The following is a 14,688-nucleotide window of genomic DNA, read 5'->3' on the forward strand; positions in this document are numbered from 1 at the left end:
AAAGTTTAACAGGCTACCCACTTTGTGCCCTTAAGTTGGGGTCTATGTTTCGTAACTGGTTAAAGTTTAATTCTTTACCTTCTATTAACAAACTCCGTCAAATATTCTGGCCGATAAAGCGTACCTTTGCAAAATTATTTTCCTGAATGGGGGCTTTTAACCGCATAGCTTTTCAATCAACGACAATAAGCAAAGATTAAAATGTTATGAAAAAAATTGTCGATTACAGGAAGCTGTTAAATGTAGGTGAAGCAGCAGAATTGCAAGAATTAAAAACCATTTACCGGGGCCTGATGAAAACCTGGCACCCTGATAAATTTCAGGATAGCGCCGAAAGCAGGTTAGAAGCCGAGGAAAAAAGCAAAACTATAATTGAAGCATATCATTTCCTGGTGAGCATAGCACCCGAAACCCGTAATCAGTCTTTCGCGGAATATACCATTACCACAACCACTTCTAACATTTCTGATTTTGAGTATAAATCACAAGTGTTAACCGTGAGCTTTTTAGATGGTAACACGTATGAGTATTTTGATGTTCCCAAAGAAGTCTACCGGAAATTTATAAATGCAGACTCTCCCGGCAGATTTGCCCGCAGGCATATTTTTAACAACTACGTTTACCGCAGTACCAGTAAACTGGCAGCAACAGCATAAGCAATAAGCGCGAAAACAGGATTTTTTGAATAACACGAATCCGGCTATTTTAAAAAGATGCCTGGTTCGTGTTTTTCATTTCTACCTGCCAATTCTTAAAATTCGATTTAAAACCCTGCTAGATCATAGAGCTACTTTTCTTCTGCTTATCTCTTTATCCGGCCGCTCAAGAACAGCTTTTAGATGGCCGTTTACTACTGCTATCACCAGATGTTCATAAAAAAATGGGTGGAAGAAGTGAAAACAAGGTCACCGAAAGGGGTTGACTTGAAGTCGTGGAGATATTGATGCGTGTTGCTTTGTTAAATTTTGTTAAATAAATTAACTGTATATCAATACTTTAATCTTATCAAACTATTTTTGAATATAACCTTAAAGGCCTATGTTCAAAAGTTACTTAAAACTTGCCATCCGTAATCTTTGGAAACGTAAAGCAACCACTTTTATTAATGTTTTAAGCTTATCCGCAGGCTTAGCCTGTTGTGCGCTGGTGTTTCTGTTTTGCCAGCACGAACTTAGTTTTGATAACGGCTTTGATAACGGCGATGATATTTATCGTGTGACTTCTACTTTTAAAGACGGCAGCAAAGCGCCTACGGTTGGCCTGCCCTATGCAAAGTACTTAAAAAGTGAGATTCCCGAAATAGAACAGGCTACCCGTCTTGACCCAACAAACGGTGTCACCATAGTGCAGGCGCAGGGCATCGGCAATTCAACCCCTTTTGCGGAAGATTCAGGTTACTGGGTAGATCCGAATTTTTTTGAGGTGCTTTCTTTTCATTTTTTGCAAGGTGATCGTAAAACCGCTCTTGCTGCTCCAAATACTATTGTGCTTTCACAATCACTGGCACAAAAACTTTTTCGGCAAACAAATCCTGTTGGTAAAACCGTAAAGGCGGGCAGTACTACCTATGCCATTACAGGCGTTTTTAAGGAGGATTTTTTAAACCATATTCAAGCCGGTTTTTTCGCTTCAAACAACAGCGACCGTATCCGGGAGCTAATGGCTAATAACAACAGCTGGGTTGTAAATGATAATTTTTACACCTATATAAAGGTAAAGCATGGCAGTGATCCGCAGCATTTAATTGTAGAACTTAACGCCTATCTAAAAAGGCATGCCGGCGAAGAAATGAAATCCCATAGCGATTATATTACTAATTCGGTACAGGCACTTAAAGATATTCATCTTAACTCATCAGAATTTCAGGATTACTTGGCGTATAAACAGGGTAATTTGAAATATTTATATCTTTTAGGGTCTATAGCACTGGTAATATTGTTGCTGGGTTGTATAAATTACATGAACCTAACCACAGCCCAGGCCATAAGCCGTGCGCGCGAAGTAGGTGTACGAAGGGTAATGGGTGCAGGTAAAGCAGCTATCAGGTACCAGTTTTTGATAGAAACCATGATTATTAGGTTTTGCGCGTTAGTGGTTTCTATAGGGCTGGCGTTTACGTTTCTGCCTTTATTTAACAGTTTCACAGGGCAATCACTATCATTTTTTGCCAAAGAGAACAGCAATCTGGTTTTATGGATGATTGTGGCGGCCACGCTGACCGGGCTTTTGGCTGGTTTATATCCCGCATTTTATTTGTCGGCATTTAAGCCTGTTAAAGTATTAAAAGGAAAAATAACCGATTCTTCCGGCATGTTTAGTGTACGTAAAGTACTTATCGTATCGCAGTTCATTATTTCTACATGCCTGGTATTTGCTACCATCGTGATCTGGAACCAGCTTCATTTTATGATAAATGCAAAAACAGGGTTTGACCTTGATCAGCAGTTAGTTTTAAATCTTAACAGCGAACAGTCTCAAAAAAACAGTTCGTTACTCATGCAGGAATTAGCCAATAATCCAAATTTTAAATCCATAACCCTTGCAAGTGCACCCCTGATTTCAGGTGATATGAACTTATACCCGGCAGAAAAAACCATAAATGAAAAACAGATTGTTTTTCTTGATTTTGCCAATGAGCATTATTTAAAAACGCTGGGTCTTGAATTGGTTGCGGGCAGCAATTTTAAACCGGAAATTTTTACCAATACCAACATGCAGGAAGATATGGAGCTGCACGATTTTGGTAAAGAGATTGTTTTAAATGAAGAAGCAGCGAAACTTTTAGGGTTTGATCCAAACAAGGCACCCGGAAAATATGTGTCACACCTGCATAATGGTTTAGTTTACAAATATAAAATAGTGGGTATTGTAAAAAACTACCATTACTTTTCATTACATGCAACAATAGGGCCGTGCGCAATTATGAATGTAAACCCCTTGAGGTGCAATACCATTATGGCGAAAATTGAAGGTCGCCATGTTACTGCCGCCATTCAGTACGCCGCAAAAAACTGGAAACTTTTAAATCCTGACACACCATTTTCCTATGGTTTTTTAAATAATATTTTCCAGGGCGATTATGAACAGGACCAGCGGCAGCAGAAAATGATTACCACATTTGCCGTTATTGCCATATTTATTTCATGCCTGGGCTTGTTGGGCCTGATAACGTACTCTGTTGCGCAGAAGGCGAAGGAAATTGGGATCCGTAAAGTTATAGGAGCAAGTGTTTTAAATGTAGTGTCACTGTTTTTAACCCAATATTTTAAACTATTACTGATAGCCAACGTTATTGCGTGGCCAATATGCTGGTATTTTATGCATAGCTGGTTGCAGGATTTTCCTTACCGGATAACTATAAGTTGGTGGATGTTCGTGATTTCTCTTTCGGCAGGCTTACTTACAGGGCTTTCCACCATAGCATTTAAAACCATCAGGGCAGCAATGGCAAATCCGATAAAAAGTTTGAGGGCAGAGTAAGGTAAATATGTGTAATGGGAACAGTAAGTACCAGGGTAATTTAATAGAAAAGCCTCAATCTGAACCGTTAAGCCGGTTAAATTGAGGCTTTTTATAGAAAAGTTGTACTTATAAAACCGGGTAATTCCAGTTGTGGGTATCGGTAACCCTGCCATACTTAATATTGTCAAGCTCAACTAATACTTTCTGCGAAAACTCACGTGTTTTAGGATCTGCTAAAAAATACTCTTCGCCATTGTGGCTTATTGAACCAACCGCTGCAATGGTAGCGGCGGTGCCTGCGCCAAATGCGTCCTGTAATTTACCGGTTTTGGCACCTTCAATAATCTCAGCTACTGAAACGCGGCGTTCCTCAACAGGCATCCCCCATTCACGGGCAAGGGTTAGTACCGTATCGCGTGTAACCCCATCCAAAATAGTATCGCGGGTTGAGGGCGTGATTAACTTGCCATCAAGTACAAACATTACGTTTGCAGCTCCCATTTCTTCAACATATTCGTGGTTCTTCGCGTCTGTCCAAATTAATTGGTCAAAGCCCTCTTCCGTTGCTTTTTTGGCCGGAAGCATGCTGCCGCCATAGTTTCCGGACGATTTTGCAAAGCCCATGCCGCCTTCGGCAGAACGTGTGTAATAGGTTTCAATTTTAACGCGTAGTGTTTTTGAGAAATAAGGGCCAACCGGGCACAACAACACCATAAATTTATAGGTGCCTGATGGGGCTACACCTAAAAAAGGATCGGTAGCAAACATAAACGGCCTTATATATAAGGCATGATTAGCTTTTGCCGGCACCCAGTCGCGGTCAATATCAACTACTGCAGCAATGCTTTGAAGAAAAATATCCTCCGGCAAGGTTGGCATGCATAAGCGTTCTGCTGATTTATTAAAGCGGGCGGCATTTTTTTCAGGACGAAAAACAGTTACCTGTCCATCATCATGCTTATAGGCTTTTATTCCTTCAAAAAATGATTGGCCATAATGCAGCGATGAAATGGCAGGGCTCAAGCTAATATCGCCATACGGGACTATCTGAAAATTCTTCCATTCTCCATCGGCATAATCAGCCACAAACATGTGGTCAGAAAATATTTTACCGAAGGGTAAGTTGTTAAAATCCGTTTCCTGTAAACGGGAATGAGTAGTCTTGGTGATCTTGATGTCCAGCGTCTCTGTCATGGCCTTAGTATTTATAAGTCAGAAAATGGCAAGGTAGGAAATTTTTAGCTATTGTTAGCGAGGCAATGTTCATTCTTAATGATTTAAAGGCTTTTTTACAATTGCCTTAATTTAAGCTATTAAGCTTTTCCACTCTTCAAAATCTTTTCCACCCAACCTTTACCCCATTCGTTAATTTCCTGGTCGGTCCACAATGCCGGATAAAAAATTCGTTTCTGGAAACGCGGAGGCAGATATTTCTGCCAGTTAGTGCCGCCGGTGGCCTTAATCTCTTCGGGTTCTCGGTTTAAATATCTTACTGCTGATTTGTAGTGAACCAGCGGCCAGTTTACGTTAACATTTATATCAAGCTGTTTTAATTCGTCTTCAAGTTCCACACTTGATTCTCCCGCATTTTTTAGCTGGTTATATAAGGCATGAAAATTATGGTTAGCGCTTGCCTTTCCCAGCTCAATAAAAGTTTTGGCGTATTTTTTCTCGAATTGCTTAAGCGTTAACGTTTTTTTACCGGTTGATAATTCGGTGGCGCCAAACTTCCAGTAGATATAATCAAATTGCTCTTCTATGGGTGAATCTTTTAGCTCGTCCCGTTTGTCTTTGGCTACGAGGTTGATAAAGTCGGTAGCGTGGATCTCGATCATCCGGTACTGGCCCGACTGAAATCCACTTGCCGGTAACAATGACATTCGAAACTTTAAGAATTGCTCCTTATCCATTCCGTCAATCATAATGTCAAACGAGTGGGTAAGCGCTTCAAAGTATTTATTTATCCGGCGCAGGCGAGTGGCGAAAAAATCCGCCGTCAGCGGACTTACCGTGGTGATCTGTTGACATTCATGTAGCACCAGTTTAAAATAAAGCTCAGTTATCTGGTGATACATGATAAAGATCTCTTCGTCCGGGAATGGTGTTTTCGGATTTTGAAGGCTCAGTAGCGTATCCAAATGGATATAATCCCAATAAGTTAAAAAATCAGCATAAAGCAAGCCATCCAGGTATGAAACCATATCCTGGCCCATGGCTTCATATTTTTCCTGTAATTGCGCCAGGCGTTCTTCTATTTCGGGAGAGAAATGCATTGGGTAAAGGTAGAAAGTTTTGCTATTTAAAAATACTTTTCAGAAAGCTCCATAAGATCAGCCTGATTTTTATGGAGCTTAATCCGTAGTATTCTGATTCTTTATTTCCATCCTTGCCCAACGTTTTTCATTTTCATTACGATGATGCAATAAACAGATTTTTAATTATTTAAAACCAAAAGAAATGAAAAACTCTATTTATGGCTCTCTAACTTTTATCCTTGCTTTATTTGTTATATCGGCCTGTAATAAATATGGTAGTTTATCTGATTACAAGAACGGACAACTGGTCGCTTCCAGTTATAAAGTAAAAATTAATCAACCAGATTCCCTGATCCTAATTGGTGCAAAGGCAACTGATGCTATCAGTTGGAGCGTAATCCCTTCGGGATATGATTCCGTCATAACCAAAAACAATACATCGTTGATTTTTTTTAAAAAATCAGGGAAGTACCAGGTTAGGACTAACAATGGTGCAACCACAGCAACTGCCTCTATAACTGTAAGCGATTCTATTTATTATCCTACGGAGCAATACACTATGGTTTCGCTTATAGGCGATGAGATTACTTTCGTACCCCACTATTATAAGAGTAAAACTTCTGATTCAGCTTATTTGTCTTTTGTTGTTCAAACGCATAATAGTTATTGTAGCAGTGGTTCGCTCAGATTTACAGATAGCGTAGTCAATAATACTTATGGCGTACACCTTCTCAATGCAGTTCAGCCGACCCAATGCACACTGGGTACTACGCCCATAACTGCTATTGTTAATTTTACCAAAAACCAATCTGTTTCTTTAGCCAATGGAACCTTCCCCCTTAGCGTAACTTTGAATGGAATAACTTATACCGGAAGTATAGTTGCCACCACCACTACCATTTCATTCAACTGGAATTATACTGCCGGCGTTTTAATTTCACCCAAACAAATCAACAGGTAATGAAACGGACAAAATGATAAAAGTAGGAAGTGCATATGTATTACGTGTTTGATTATTATGCCCCTCGGGACTTCTTCAATAATTAAATTAACTTCGATAATGATATTTTGATTTTGCCCCAACGTTTTATAAACAGCTTACGAAGAACAAGAGAATGAGGAATGAACTTTTAAATGAATTTATCTAAAAAGCAGGTAGAAGTGCTTGTAAAAGGCTGTGTAAATAATGATCGTACGGCTCAGGAGGCCCTGTACAAACTATTTCATGCCGATATGTTAAGGGTATGTTATAACTATTTGCCGGATAAAAGACTAGCAAAGGAAGCATTTAATTTGGGCTTTCTGAAGGTGTTTCAGTCCATAAAAGATTTTGATATTAAAAAAGGGGAATTGGGTGGATGGATCAGAAAAATAATGATCTATACGTCAATAGATATTTGTCGTAGTGAATTGAAATTTAACACAATACAACTTTCTGAGAGAGAAGAAACGGAATTTTTTATTTCGCCCTCAGTTTTGGAGAAGTTATTTTTTGAGGATATTTTGAAAAATATCAGGTCGTTGCCTTTTGCAACCCAAACGGTTTTTAACTTATCTGTATTGGATGGTTTTACTCATAAGGAAATAAGCGAACAATTATATATAAGCGAGGGTACTTCACGCTGGCATTTATCTGAAGCAAAAAAACAATTAAGAGCTTTGCTTGAAACATCCGCAAAAGGCACTGATCAGTTGGCAGAAAGGAGTGGTAAAGCAAAATGAAGAAATTAAACTACCGCGGTCTATGGCAGAAAAAAAGGAACGAATTACCGATCAATAATAACCCTCACTCCGATTGGATTGAAATGAATTCGCTTTTGAATCAGCATTTGCCAATTGTAGGTAAGTCTGCTGGTAAAAGCAAGTTCAATTTGAAGGGTTTTAAAATACTCCCCAAGTTGTTTATTGTGTTTTCGGCAGCTGCTATGGTTTTTACAGTTTCGCATTTGATTTTGTTGAGGTCGCATAAACAGCAAGCCAAACATAAAATTAGTAAAGGCAATCAGTTCGCACCCGATTCATTAATTGCAGATACTATAAAGAAAAAGCTAACTAATAATATTGCGGATAGCCTGAGTTTAGCGAAATATATTGTGGCGGATAGTTTGCGAAATAATGGGAGCGGATATCATAAAATAGCAAATGCGCCGACAGCAAATGGTGATTTTAAAAATAAGCCGGCAACCCCGGGTAAAAGCACTGGCAATTTGGTAAAGCCATTGTTAAGTAAAAGCCAGTTCGTTGCAAATCGGCGGTCTAATAATAAATTAACGAATGGGTTTTCAACAGGTAAAAAAGGGTTGACTAATAGTTTATTGGGGACAGGCAAGAAAAAGGGCTTATTAAGTGCGGTAGTAAGTGACAGCATGTTCAGATCTCACTACAGCGAATGGGAAGTTACAAAATTAAAAAGTAATGAGAGCACAGTAAATAATTTGAACCCGGATTACCCTTCATTAAATAAAACAGCACTTCAATCAGGTTTAAGTGCCATGTTAATTGGTAGCGCTTCAAATAAAATACAGAGTAGTGGCTTACTGCTGAAAGCTTCTTCAGGCGATCCAAAGATGATAAAAGATAAAAAAGTAAAACCAAATAACGTAAGCGTTTCCAAAGTTGATTGGGGGGTATTAATGGGGGCCAATGGATCAGGTAGTTTTAAGTCGGCAAAACAGCATGCTAATTTTTATGGCAGTTTACCGGTTGACATTTATATAGGTTTATTTGGAAGTTACAATTTAAATAATAAATGGGCAATAAGCTCGCAGGTTCAAATCTTAAGTCCGCAAAATATTACATCTAACTATACACATGCCAATGAAAGTAAGGCCGATTCCTCGCAATCATTAAAAATAACAACATCCGGAAAATTATATTCGGTTAATATTCCGTTGTACCTGGTTTACAAAGCAGCAAATAATGTAACCATCAAGGCTGGTCCGGTTATTGGGATTCCAATAAAACAAACCGGTATTAACAGTACTTTGCAGCCGTATGGCATACGGTCCGACAGTACGTACTATTCTAAGACCATGGCGATATTGAATGCAAGTAAGTATGAGCAAAAGTTTAACCTGGGAGTTTCGGGCGGAGTGAGCGTTCAAATTAAACGCTTTATTTTTGAAGCTACCTATTTAAAAAACTTAAAAGATTACACCGTTATCAATGATCTGGGAAGTTATAAGTCTGGAAATGGTACTGTGCAACTTAGCATAGGTTTTCAATTAAATAAGCTAAAGCGATAATTTACTCCCTTTAATTTTATACATGTTCCAAACATAACTCTGTCTATTTGTTACTACTTTTATAATATATCCTTTAATCATGAAAATCAGTAGAATTCTTATAGGTATTGACGATAGTAAATATGCTGCTCACGCTGCTGAATACGGTTTTGAAATGGCGCATAAGTTTGGTGCCAAAGTAGGCGTGGTAAATATTATTGAGCCTATGATAGCTCCAGATGCAGGGGTAGGTATTGATCCGTTAATGGGATCGGCCATCGGTAATGCTGCACTTCAGGATATGGAGATTCTTGATATTCAAAAGAATCAGTCTGAAAATATCATGGAGCGAACTATAAAAGAGTTTGCCGGCACTATGGAAGTAACGCATTTTACCGAATATGGCTTAACCGCTGATGGTATTATTGAGTGCAGTAAAGAGTTTGCTGCCGACCTTATCGTAATCGGAACGCATTCACGCAGCGGTTTGGACAGGCTGTTAATGGGCAGCGTTGCAGAGCACGTCGTGCGCCACTCGGAGGTGCCTGTGCTTGTGATTCCGTTTAAGGGGACTGAAAGTTAATAAAACGCTGAAATTAAAGTCTAAAATTAAGCAGGGCTATTCATGCTTTCAGTTGCCCGGCTCTTCTGTCCCATTAATACAACAATCTAAACTTAATGGTATGTGCTATTGCTTTCAGTTCATTTAATACTTCAGCGTCGTAGCCGGTATTTACATCGGTAATTACATAGCCAATTTGTGTATTAGTTACCAAAAACTCGCCCACTATATTAATATTGTGGCGGGCAAAAACATCGTTAATCTTAGCAAGTATCCCCGGCACGTTCTTGTGAATGTGAATTAAACGATGTGCATTGTTAATGCGTGGCGGCTGCAGATCGGGGAAATTACAGCTGGTGTGCGTTTTTCCCTCGTTCATAAATGCCATCACTCTTTTGGGGATAAAATCATCATTGCGTGGATTATGCTTCGGATCATCAAAAATAATGATCCCGTTTTCGCATGCCGCGTCTGCCAGTTTTCGGCTATTGATCTTGCCAAAAACTCCTATTACCTTAAGCCTGCCTGCATTTTGCAATTGCTCTGGCGATGGCTGGTGCGCTTCATCACAAAAAAGGATGCCTGCTTCTTCCAGGTATTTGTCAGTTATTGTTTCTTGCTGACGGATGTTGTAACCTTCTTTTTTCATTTGCGCCAGCGCATCTTCATCTACATTGCCAACAACTAAACACTTAATGCGGTTCTTTGGATAAGAAATAGCCCTTGGCAGTTTGTTCAGGTACAAAAACTCATCAAAACTTGGGGTAATATGATCCGCCTTTTCAGCTACTGATTTACGTTCGATGTTCTCGGTAAAGGCGAAGAACTTTTTGATCATGCCTGATTCCTTTAGCTGGAAATCAGAATAGCCATCGCCGATACCATAAATATCTCCCGGTAAGTCCAACTCTTTTAAAAGCTTAACTTTACCACCTTCCTGGCTCAGCGGATTTTCACGATCGTAACCAACAATGTTACCATCTTCATCAAACACAAAGGTGTTGGCATAAATATTTTCCTTTTTTATATAATATTCAGTTACCACGGGGGTAATAAACTCCTTAAATCCGCCGGATACAATCAGCACCTCATCGGCATGGTTCTTGAAAAATATAGTGTTACGGCTAAAAGAGGTAGATACTTTTTTCTTCAGATGTGTAACCAGCTGCTTTAAATGTTCCCGGTTTGCCTGTAACAATTTTACCCTGTTCTCCAAACTTTGCGTAAATGACAACCGGCCCTCCATAGAAGCATTGGTCAAATCCTCTATTTGTTTATAAATATTTTCGCGGTCGGGATGATTTTTTAAAGATATACGGGCTAATTCGTCCAACGCTTCAACTTGTGTAAAGGTGCTGTCGAAGTCGATAATAAAGTATTGATCCATTTTTGATGTGCAAATATGCGATTGTGCAAATGTGCAAATTATTTAAATTGATTTTTACAGATGTTTATAATGTTGATAGGATGAGTAGTGTAATTGTTGAAAACGATTTTTTGGAAATGATTTACAAAGATGAAGACGGTGCGTTCGCCAATATCCGCAGTTCCTTCGGGAAATAATTATTGATTCTGTTAGGAAGTAGCTTGGCCCATCCCAGCGCATGGCCCTCAAAGTTCATCAGGCTCCAGCCTTTATCTGTCGTGTTGATTTCGATGTTATCACGACGCAAGAATTGGATTGCCTGGTTTATATTCAGCTCGGTTTGTAATACCTTATCCTTATTAATATATAAACTCAACGCCAGCTCATGATCAGGTATCAGATCGTTTCCCATAAGCTTGCCAATGCGTACGCCTGATTTTTTGATATACAGGTGGCGCTGCAAGGTATCCAGGCTTTCTTTATGCGCGCGGCCTATCGCCAGCCAGTCGTCGTTCACCTTATTATAATAGTAGGCGTCGGGTTCCTTGATATATTGCTTAATGAGTTCGATTTCCTGCAACGCTAATTTTTGATGGCCTTTTGTTTTAAATACAGGCAATTCATCTGTTTCCTGCTTTTTTTTAAGGCAGGCGGCAAATAAGCCCTCCCCTTTTACCTTGCCCGGATAAAAACGGTAACCCCAGGCTTTATGCTCCGGCGATACTGTTTCCACAATTCCCCACTCCTTATATATAGGTATACGTACACTTTCCATATTAAACTCGCGGCACAGCCAATCCACAATTTCCTCGTTCTCCTGGTATGAATAGGAGCAGGTACTATATATAAGGTGTCCGTCTTCTTTTAACGCAGGGTAAACATCTGCTAATATCCGTTCCTGCCGCTGGCGGCACAAGTTTACGTTTGCTTCAGACCATTCATTCATAGCTGCAGCATCTTTCCTGAACATTCCTGAGCCGGAACAGGGAGCGTCAACCAGTATGGTGTCAAAAAAACCGGTAATCCTGCTAAAATCCCGTGGGTCATTATTACTTACTATCGTATTAGCTGTGCCCCATCGGTTAAGGTTATCGCACAAAACAGGTACACGGGTTTTTATAATTTCGTTTGATACTAAAAGATCAGTGCTGGTAATAGCGGAATTGATGAGTGTGCTCTTACCGCCAGGTGCAGCGCAAAGGTCAAGTACCTTTATGGGTTCATCTTTATTTGTCCTGGTATATTTAAGAATATGATCAATAAACATTGATGATGCTTCCTGTACATAATAACATCCTGAATGAAAAAGTGGATCAAAAGTAAACGATGGGCGGCTATCCAGATAGTAACCTTCGGCGCACCAGGGTACTTGTTCGTTGGTTTTTAATATTGATTCTTTAAAAGGATTTATACGGATAGATGTAGGTGATATAATGTTTTCGTGTGCCGCTACGAAATTTTCGCGGTCAAATCCGGGCTCTTCATTTAATGAATCAAGAAAATTTTCGGGGAAATTGTATTCGTTCATATCTGTTTCAAAGATACAAAATACATAATTACGATATCCGGATATGCAGTTAATGCTCCGTTTTGTATTTAAAAAAGGATAGCTTACAGGTAGTTACGGGAATTGTTTTAATTATTTCAAAAAAAGCTTTGAGCGATAGCTAAAAACTCTGTACATTTGTGACCGCTTTGGAAAAAAGGCGGTAGTTATTTGATAGTAAAGAGTGAAAACAAGTTAAGTAAAATACTTCAAGAAATCTCTTGACAAGTAATAAAAAAAGTCACATCTTTGCAGCCCGCAAACGAGGAAGGAAAAAGGGGGAGAGCGGGGAAAGAAAAGGGCGACAAAATAAAAACGAAATAAAGTTTGCCAGAATAAAAAAGGTTTATACCTTTGCAGTCCCAAAAGAAAGGGGCGAAAGAGCCGAAAAAAGAAGGAAGTGATTCCGGGAGTGGAAGGCAGGGAAGGAAGCGATTTCCGGACCGATAAAAAGTGAAAAGTTAAGCAGCGGAAGCTGCGAAAGCATATAGCCTGACTGAGACAGAAAGGCGGCAAGTTCTTATAAGATACTGGATAATCATGTAGCGTAACGGTAACACACTGTTATGAGACGAAGAGAGAAAGAGGGATACTGTATAAAGATAATTATATACAGATTCTATTATTAATAATAGGGTCAGTGAACAAACAAAACATTTTACAATGGAGAGTTTGATCCTGGCTCAGGATGAACGCTAGCGGCAGGCCTAATACATGCAAGTCGGACGGGATTGGAGAGCTTGCTTTCCATGAGAGTGGCGCACGGGTGCGTAACACGTATGTAACCTACCCTTATCAGGGGGATAGCCTCTCGAAAGAGAGATTAAGCCCGCATAACATTTTACCCTGGCATCAGGGAATAATCAAATATTTATAGGATAAGGATGGGCATGCGGAACATTAGCTAGTTGGTAAGGTAATGGCTTACCAAGGCTACGATGTTTAGGGGATCTGAGAGGATGACCCCCCACACTGGTACTGAGACACGGACCAGACTCCTACGGGAGGCAGCAGTAAGGAATATTGGTCAATGGGCGGAAGCCTGAACCAGCCATGCCGCGTGCAGGAAGACGGCCCTACGGGTTGTAAACTGCTTTTGTACCGGAATAAACCTCATTATGTATAATGAGCTGAATGTACGGTAAGAATAAGGATCGGCTAACTCCGTGCCAGCAGCCGCGGTAATACGGAGGATCCAAGCGTTATCCGGATTTATTGGGTTTAAAGGGTGCGTAGGCGGCCTGTTAAGTCAGGGGTGAAAGACGGTAGCTCAACTATCGCAGTGCCCTTGATACTGATGGGCTTGAATGTACTAGAGGTAGGCGGAATGTGACAAGTAGCGGTGAAATGCATAGATATGTCACAGAACACCAATTGCGAAGGCAGCTTACTATGGTATGATTGACGCTGAGGCACGAAAGCGTGGGGATCAAACAGGATTAGATACCCTGGTAGTCCACGCCCTAAACGATGAATACTCGATGTTAGCGATATACAGTTAGCGTCAAAGCGAAAGCGTTAAGTATTCCACCTGGGGAGTACGCCCGCAAGGGTGAAACTCAAAGGAATTGACGGGGGCCCGCACAAGCGGAGGAGCATGTGGTTTAATTCGATGATACGCGAGGAACCTTACCCGGGCTTGAAAGTTAGTGAATTGAGCAGAGACGCTCAAGTCCTTCGGGACACGAAACTAGGTGCTGCATGGCTGTCGTCAGCTCGTGCCGTGAGGTGTTGGGTTAAGTCCCGCAACGAGCGCAACCCCTGTGTTTAGTTGCCAGCACGTAATGGTGGGGACTCTAAACAGACTGCCTATGCAAATAGAGAGGAAGGAGGGGACGACGTCAAGTCATCATGGCCCTTACGTCCGGGGCTACACACGTGCTACAATGGGCAGTACAGAGGGCAGCTACCTGGCAACAGGATGCCAATCTCAAAAAGCTGTTCACAGTTCGGATCGGGGTCTGCAACTCGACCCCGTGAAGTTGGATTCGCTAGTAATCGCAGATCAGCAATGCTGCGGTGAATACGTTCCCGGCCTTGTACACACCGCCCGTCAAGCCATGGAAGCTGGAAGTACCTGAAGTGCGTAACCGCAAGGAGCGTCCTAGGGTAAAGTCGGTAACTGGGGCTAAGTCGTAACAAGGTAGCCGTACCGGAAGGTGTGGCTGGAATACCTCCTTTCTGGAGCAGTATCCACAAACTCTCTCTAAAAAGTTAAGTATCAGCGGAAGCTGTTTAGCTACATGACCAGGTTCTTATATATTAGTTGATTA

General features: G+C 40.6%; 10 protein-coding genes and 1 rRNA gene. 7 read left to right on the forward strand and 4 right to left on the reverse strand.

The window, feature by feature from the left end; all coding sequences use genetic code 11:
* The first annotated feature begins 206 nt into the window (after positions 1-206).
* Together MuYL_RS04060 and MuYL_RS04065 are read left to right on the forward strand one after the other, a co-directional pair.
* Positions 207-656 carry a KTSC domain-containing protein gene (locus tag MuYL_RS04060; RefSeq protein ID WP_094569310.1) on the forward strand — a complete coding sequence of 150 codons (450 nt, stop codon included), beginning with the start codon at positions 207-209 and terminating at the stop codon, positions 654-656.
* Between the two features lie 382 nt (positions 657-1,038).
* Positions 1,039-3,480 carry an ABC transporter permease gene (locus tag MuYL_RS04065; RefSeq protein WP_094569311.1) on the forward strand — a complete coding sequence of 814 codons (2,442 nt, stop codon included), beginning with the start codon at positions 1,039-1,041 and terminating at the stop codon, positions 3,478-3,480.
* A 108-nt stretch (positions 3,481-3,588) separates the two neighbouring features.
* On the opposite strand, the gene MuYL_RS04070 is transcribed toward MuYL_RS04065, so the two are convergent.
* Positions 3,589-4,656 (reverse strand): branched-chain amino acid aminotransferase, encoded by a 1,068-nt coding sequence (locus tag MuYL_RS04070; protein WP_094569312.1) that lies wholly within the window; start codon positions 4,654-4,656, stop codon positions 3,589-3,591.
* 119 nt (positions 4,657-4,775) lie between these two features.
* Positions 4,776-5,735, reverse strand: a complete 960-nt coding sequence (locus MuYL_RS04075) for a tryptophan 2,3-dioxygenase family protein (RefSeq protein WP_094569313.1) — start codon at positions 5,733-5,735, stop codon at positions 4,776-4,778.
* 184 nt (positions 5,736-5,919) lie between these two features.
* Between MuYL_RS04075 and MuYL_RS04080 the strand changes: the two genes are divergently transcribed.
* The 4 genes from MuYL_RS04080 (at position 5,920) to MuYL_RS04095 (ending at position 9,524) form a co-directional block, all read left to right on the forward strand.
* Positions 5,920-6,678 carry a hypothetical protein gene (locus MuYL_RS04080; RefSeq protein WP_094569314.1) on the forward strand — a complete coding sequence of 253 codons (759 nt, stop codon included), beginning with the start codon at positions 5,920-5,922 and terminating at the stop codon, positions 6,676-6,678.
* Between the two features lie 173 nt (positions 6,679-6,851).
* A complete protein-coding gene (locus tag MuYL_RS04085) occupies positions 6,852-7,439 on the forward strand; it encodes an RNA polymerase sigma factor (protein ID WP_094569315.1) in 588 nt (195 codons plus the stop codon).
* Positions 7,436-8,962 (forward strand): outer membrane beta-barrel protein, encoded by a 1,527-nt coding sequence (locus tag MuYL_RS04090; RefSeq protein WP_094569316.1) that lies wholly within the window; start codon positions 7,436-7,438, stop codon positions 8,960-8,962. Before MuYL_RS04085 ends, MuYL_RS04090 begins: the two co-directional genes overlap by 4 nt.
* Before the next feature lie 79 nt (positions 8,963-9,041).
* Positions 9,042-9,524 carry a universal stress protein gene (locus MuYL_RS04095; protein WP_094569317.1) on the forward strand — a complete coding sequence of 161 codons (483 nt, stop codon included), beginning with the start codon at positions 9,042-9,044 and terminating at the stop codon, positions 9,522-9,524.
* Between the two features lie 73 nt (positions 9,525-9,597).
* Here the strand turns inward: MuYL_RS04095 and MuYL_RS04100 are convergent, their stop codons facing one another.
* A complete protein-coding gene (locus tag MuYL_RS04100; RefSeq protein WP_094569318.1) occupies positions 9,598-10,890 on the reverse strand; it encodes an HAD-IB family phosphatase in 1,293 nt (430 codons plus the stop codon).
* 121 nt (positions 10,891-11,011) lie between these two features.
* Positions 11,012-12,397, reverse strand: coding sequence for a methyltransferase RsmF C-terminal domain-like protein (locus MuYL_RS04105; protein WP_094569319.1), 1,386 nt, complete (start codon positions 12,395-12,397; stop codon positions 11,012-11,014).
* 678 nt (positions 12,398-13,075) lie between these two features.
* Here MuYL_RS04105 and MuYL_RS04110 point away from each other — a divergent pair.
* Positions 13,076-14,596: ribosomal RNA gene (locus MuYL_RS04110) — 16S ribosomal RNA — on the forward strand.
* The last annotated feature ends 92 nt before the right edge of the window (positions 14,597-14,688 follow it).

The organism is Mucilaginibacter xinganensis (assembly GCF_002257585.1).
Classification (GTDB): Bacteria; Bacteroidota; Bacteroidia; order Sphingobacteriales; family Sphingobacteriaceae; genus Mucilaginibacter; species Mucilaginibacter xinganensis.

Coding starts and splice junctions, on each gene's coding strand:
- MuYL_RS04070 (WP_094569312.1), bottom strand. CDS start 4,656: ATGACAGAGACGCTGGACATCAAGATCACCAAGACTACTCATTCCCGT.
- MuYL_RS04090 (WP_094569316.1), top strand. CDS start 7,436: ATGAAGAAATTAAACTACCGCGGTCTATGGCAGAAAAAAAGGAACGAA.
- MuYL_RS04100 (WP_094569318.1), bottom strand. CDS start 10,890: ATGGATCAATACTTTATTATCGACTTCGACAGCACCTTTACACAAGTT.
- MuYL_RS04060 (WP_094569310.1), top strand. CDS start 207: ATGAAAAAAATTGTCGATTACAGGAAGCTGTTAAATGTAGGTGAAGCA.
- MuYL_RS04065 (WP_094569311.1), top strand. CDS start 1,039: ATGTTCAAAAGTTACTTAAAACTTGCCATCCGTAATCTTTGGAAACGT.
- MuYL_RS04095 (WP_094569317.1), top strand. CDS start 9,042: ATGAAAATCAGTAGAATTCTTATAGGTATTGACGATAGTAAATATGCT.
- MuYL_RS04085 (WP_094569315.1), top strand. CDS start 6,852: ATGAATTTATCTAAAAAGCAGGTAGAAGTGCTTGTAAAAGGCTGTGTA.
- MuYL_RS04105 (WP_094569319.1), bottom strand. CDS start 12,397: ATGAACGAATACAATTTCCCCGAAAATTTTCTTGATTCATTAAATGAA.
- MuYL_RS04080 (WP_094569314.1), top strand. CDS start 5,920: ATGAAAAACTCTATTTATGGCTCTCTAACTTTTATCCTTGCTTTATTT.
- MuYL_RS04075 (WP_094569313.1), bottom strand. CDS start 5,735: ATGCATTTCTCTCCCGAAATAGAAGAACGCCTGGCGCAATTACAGGAA.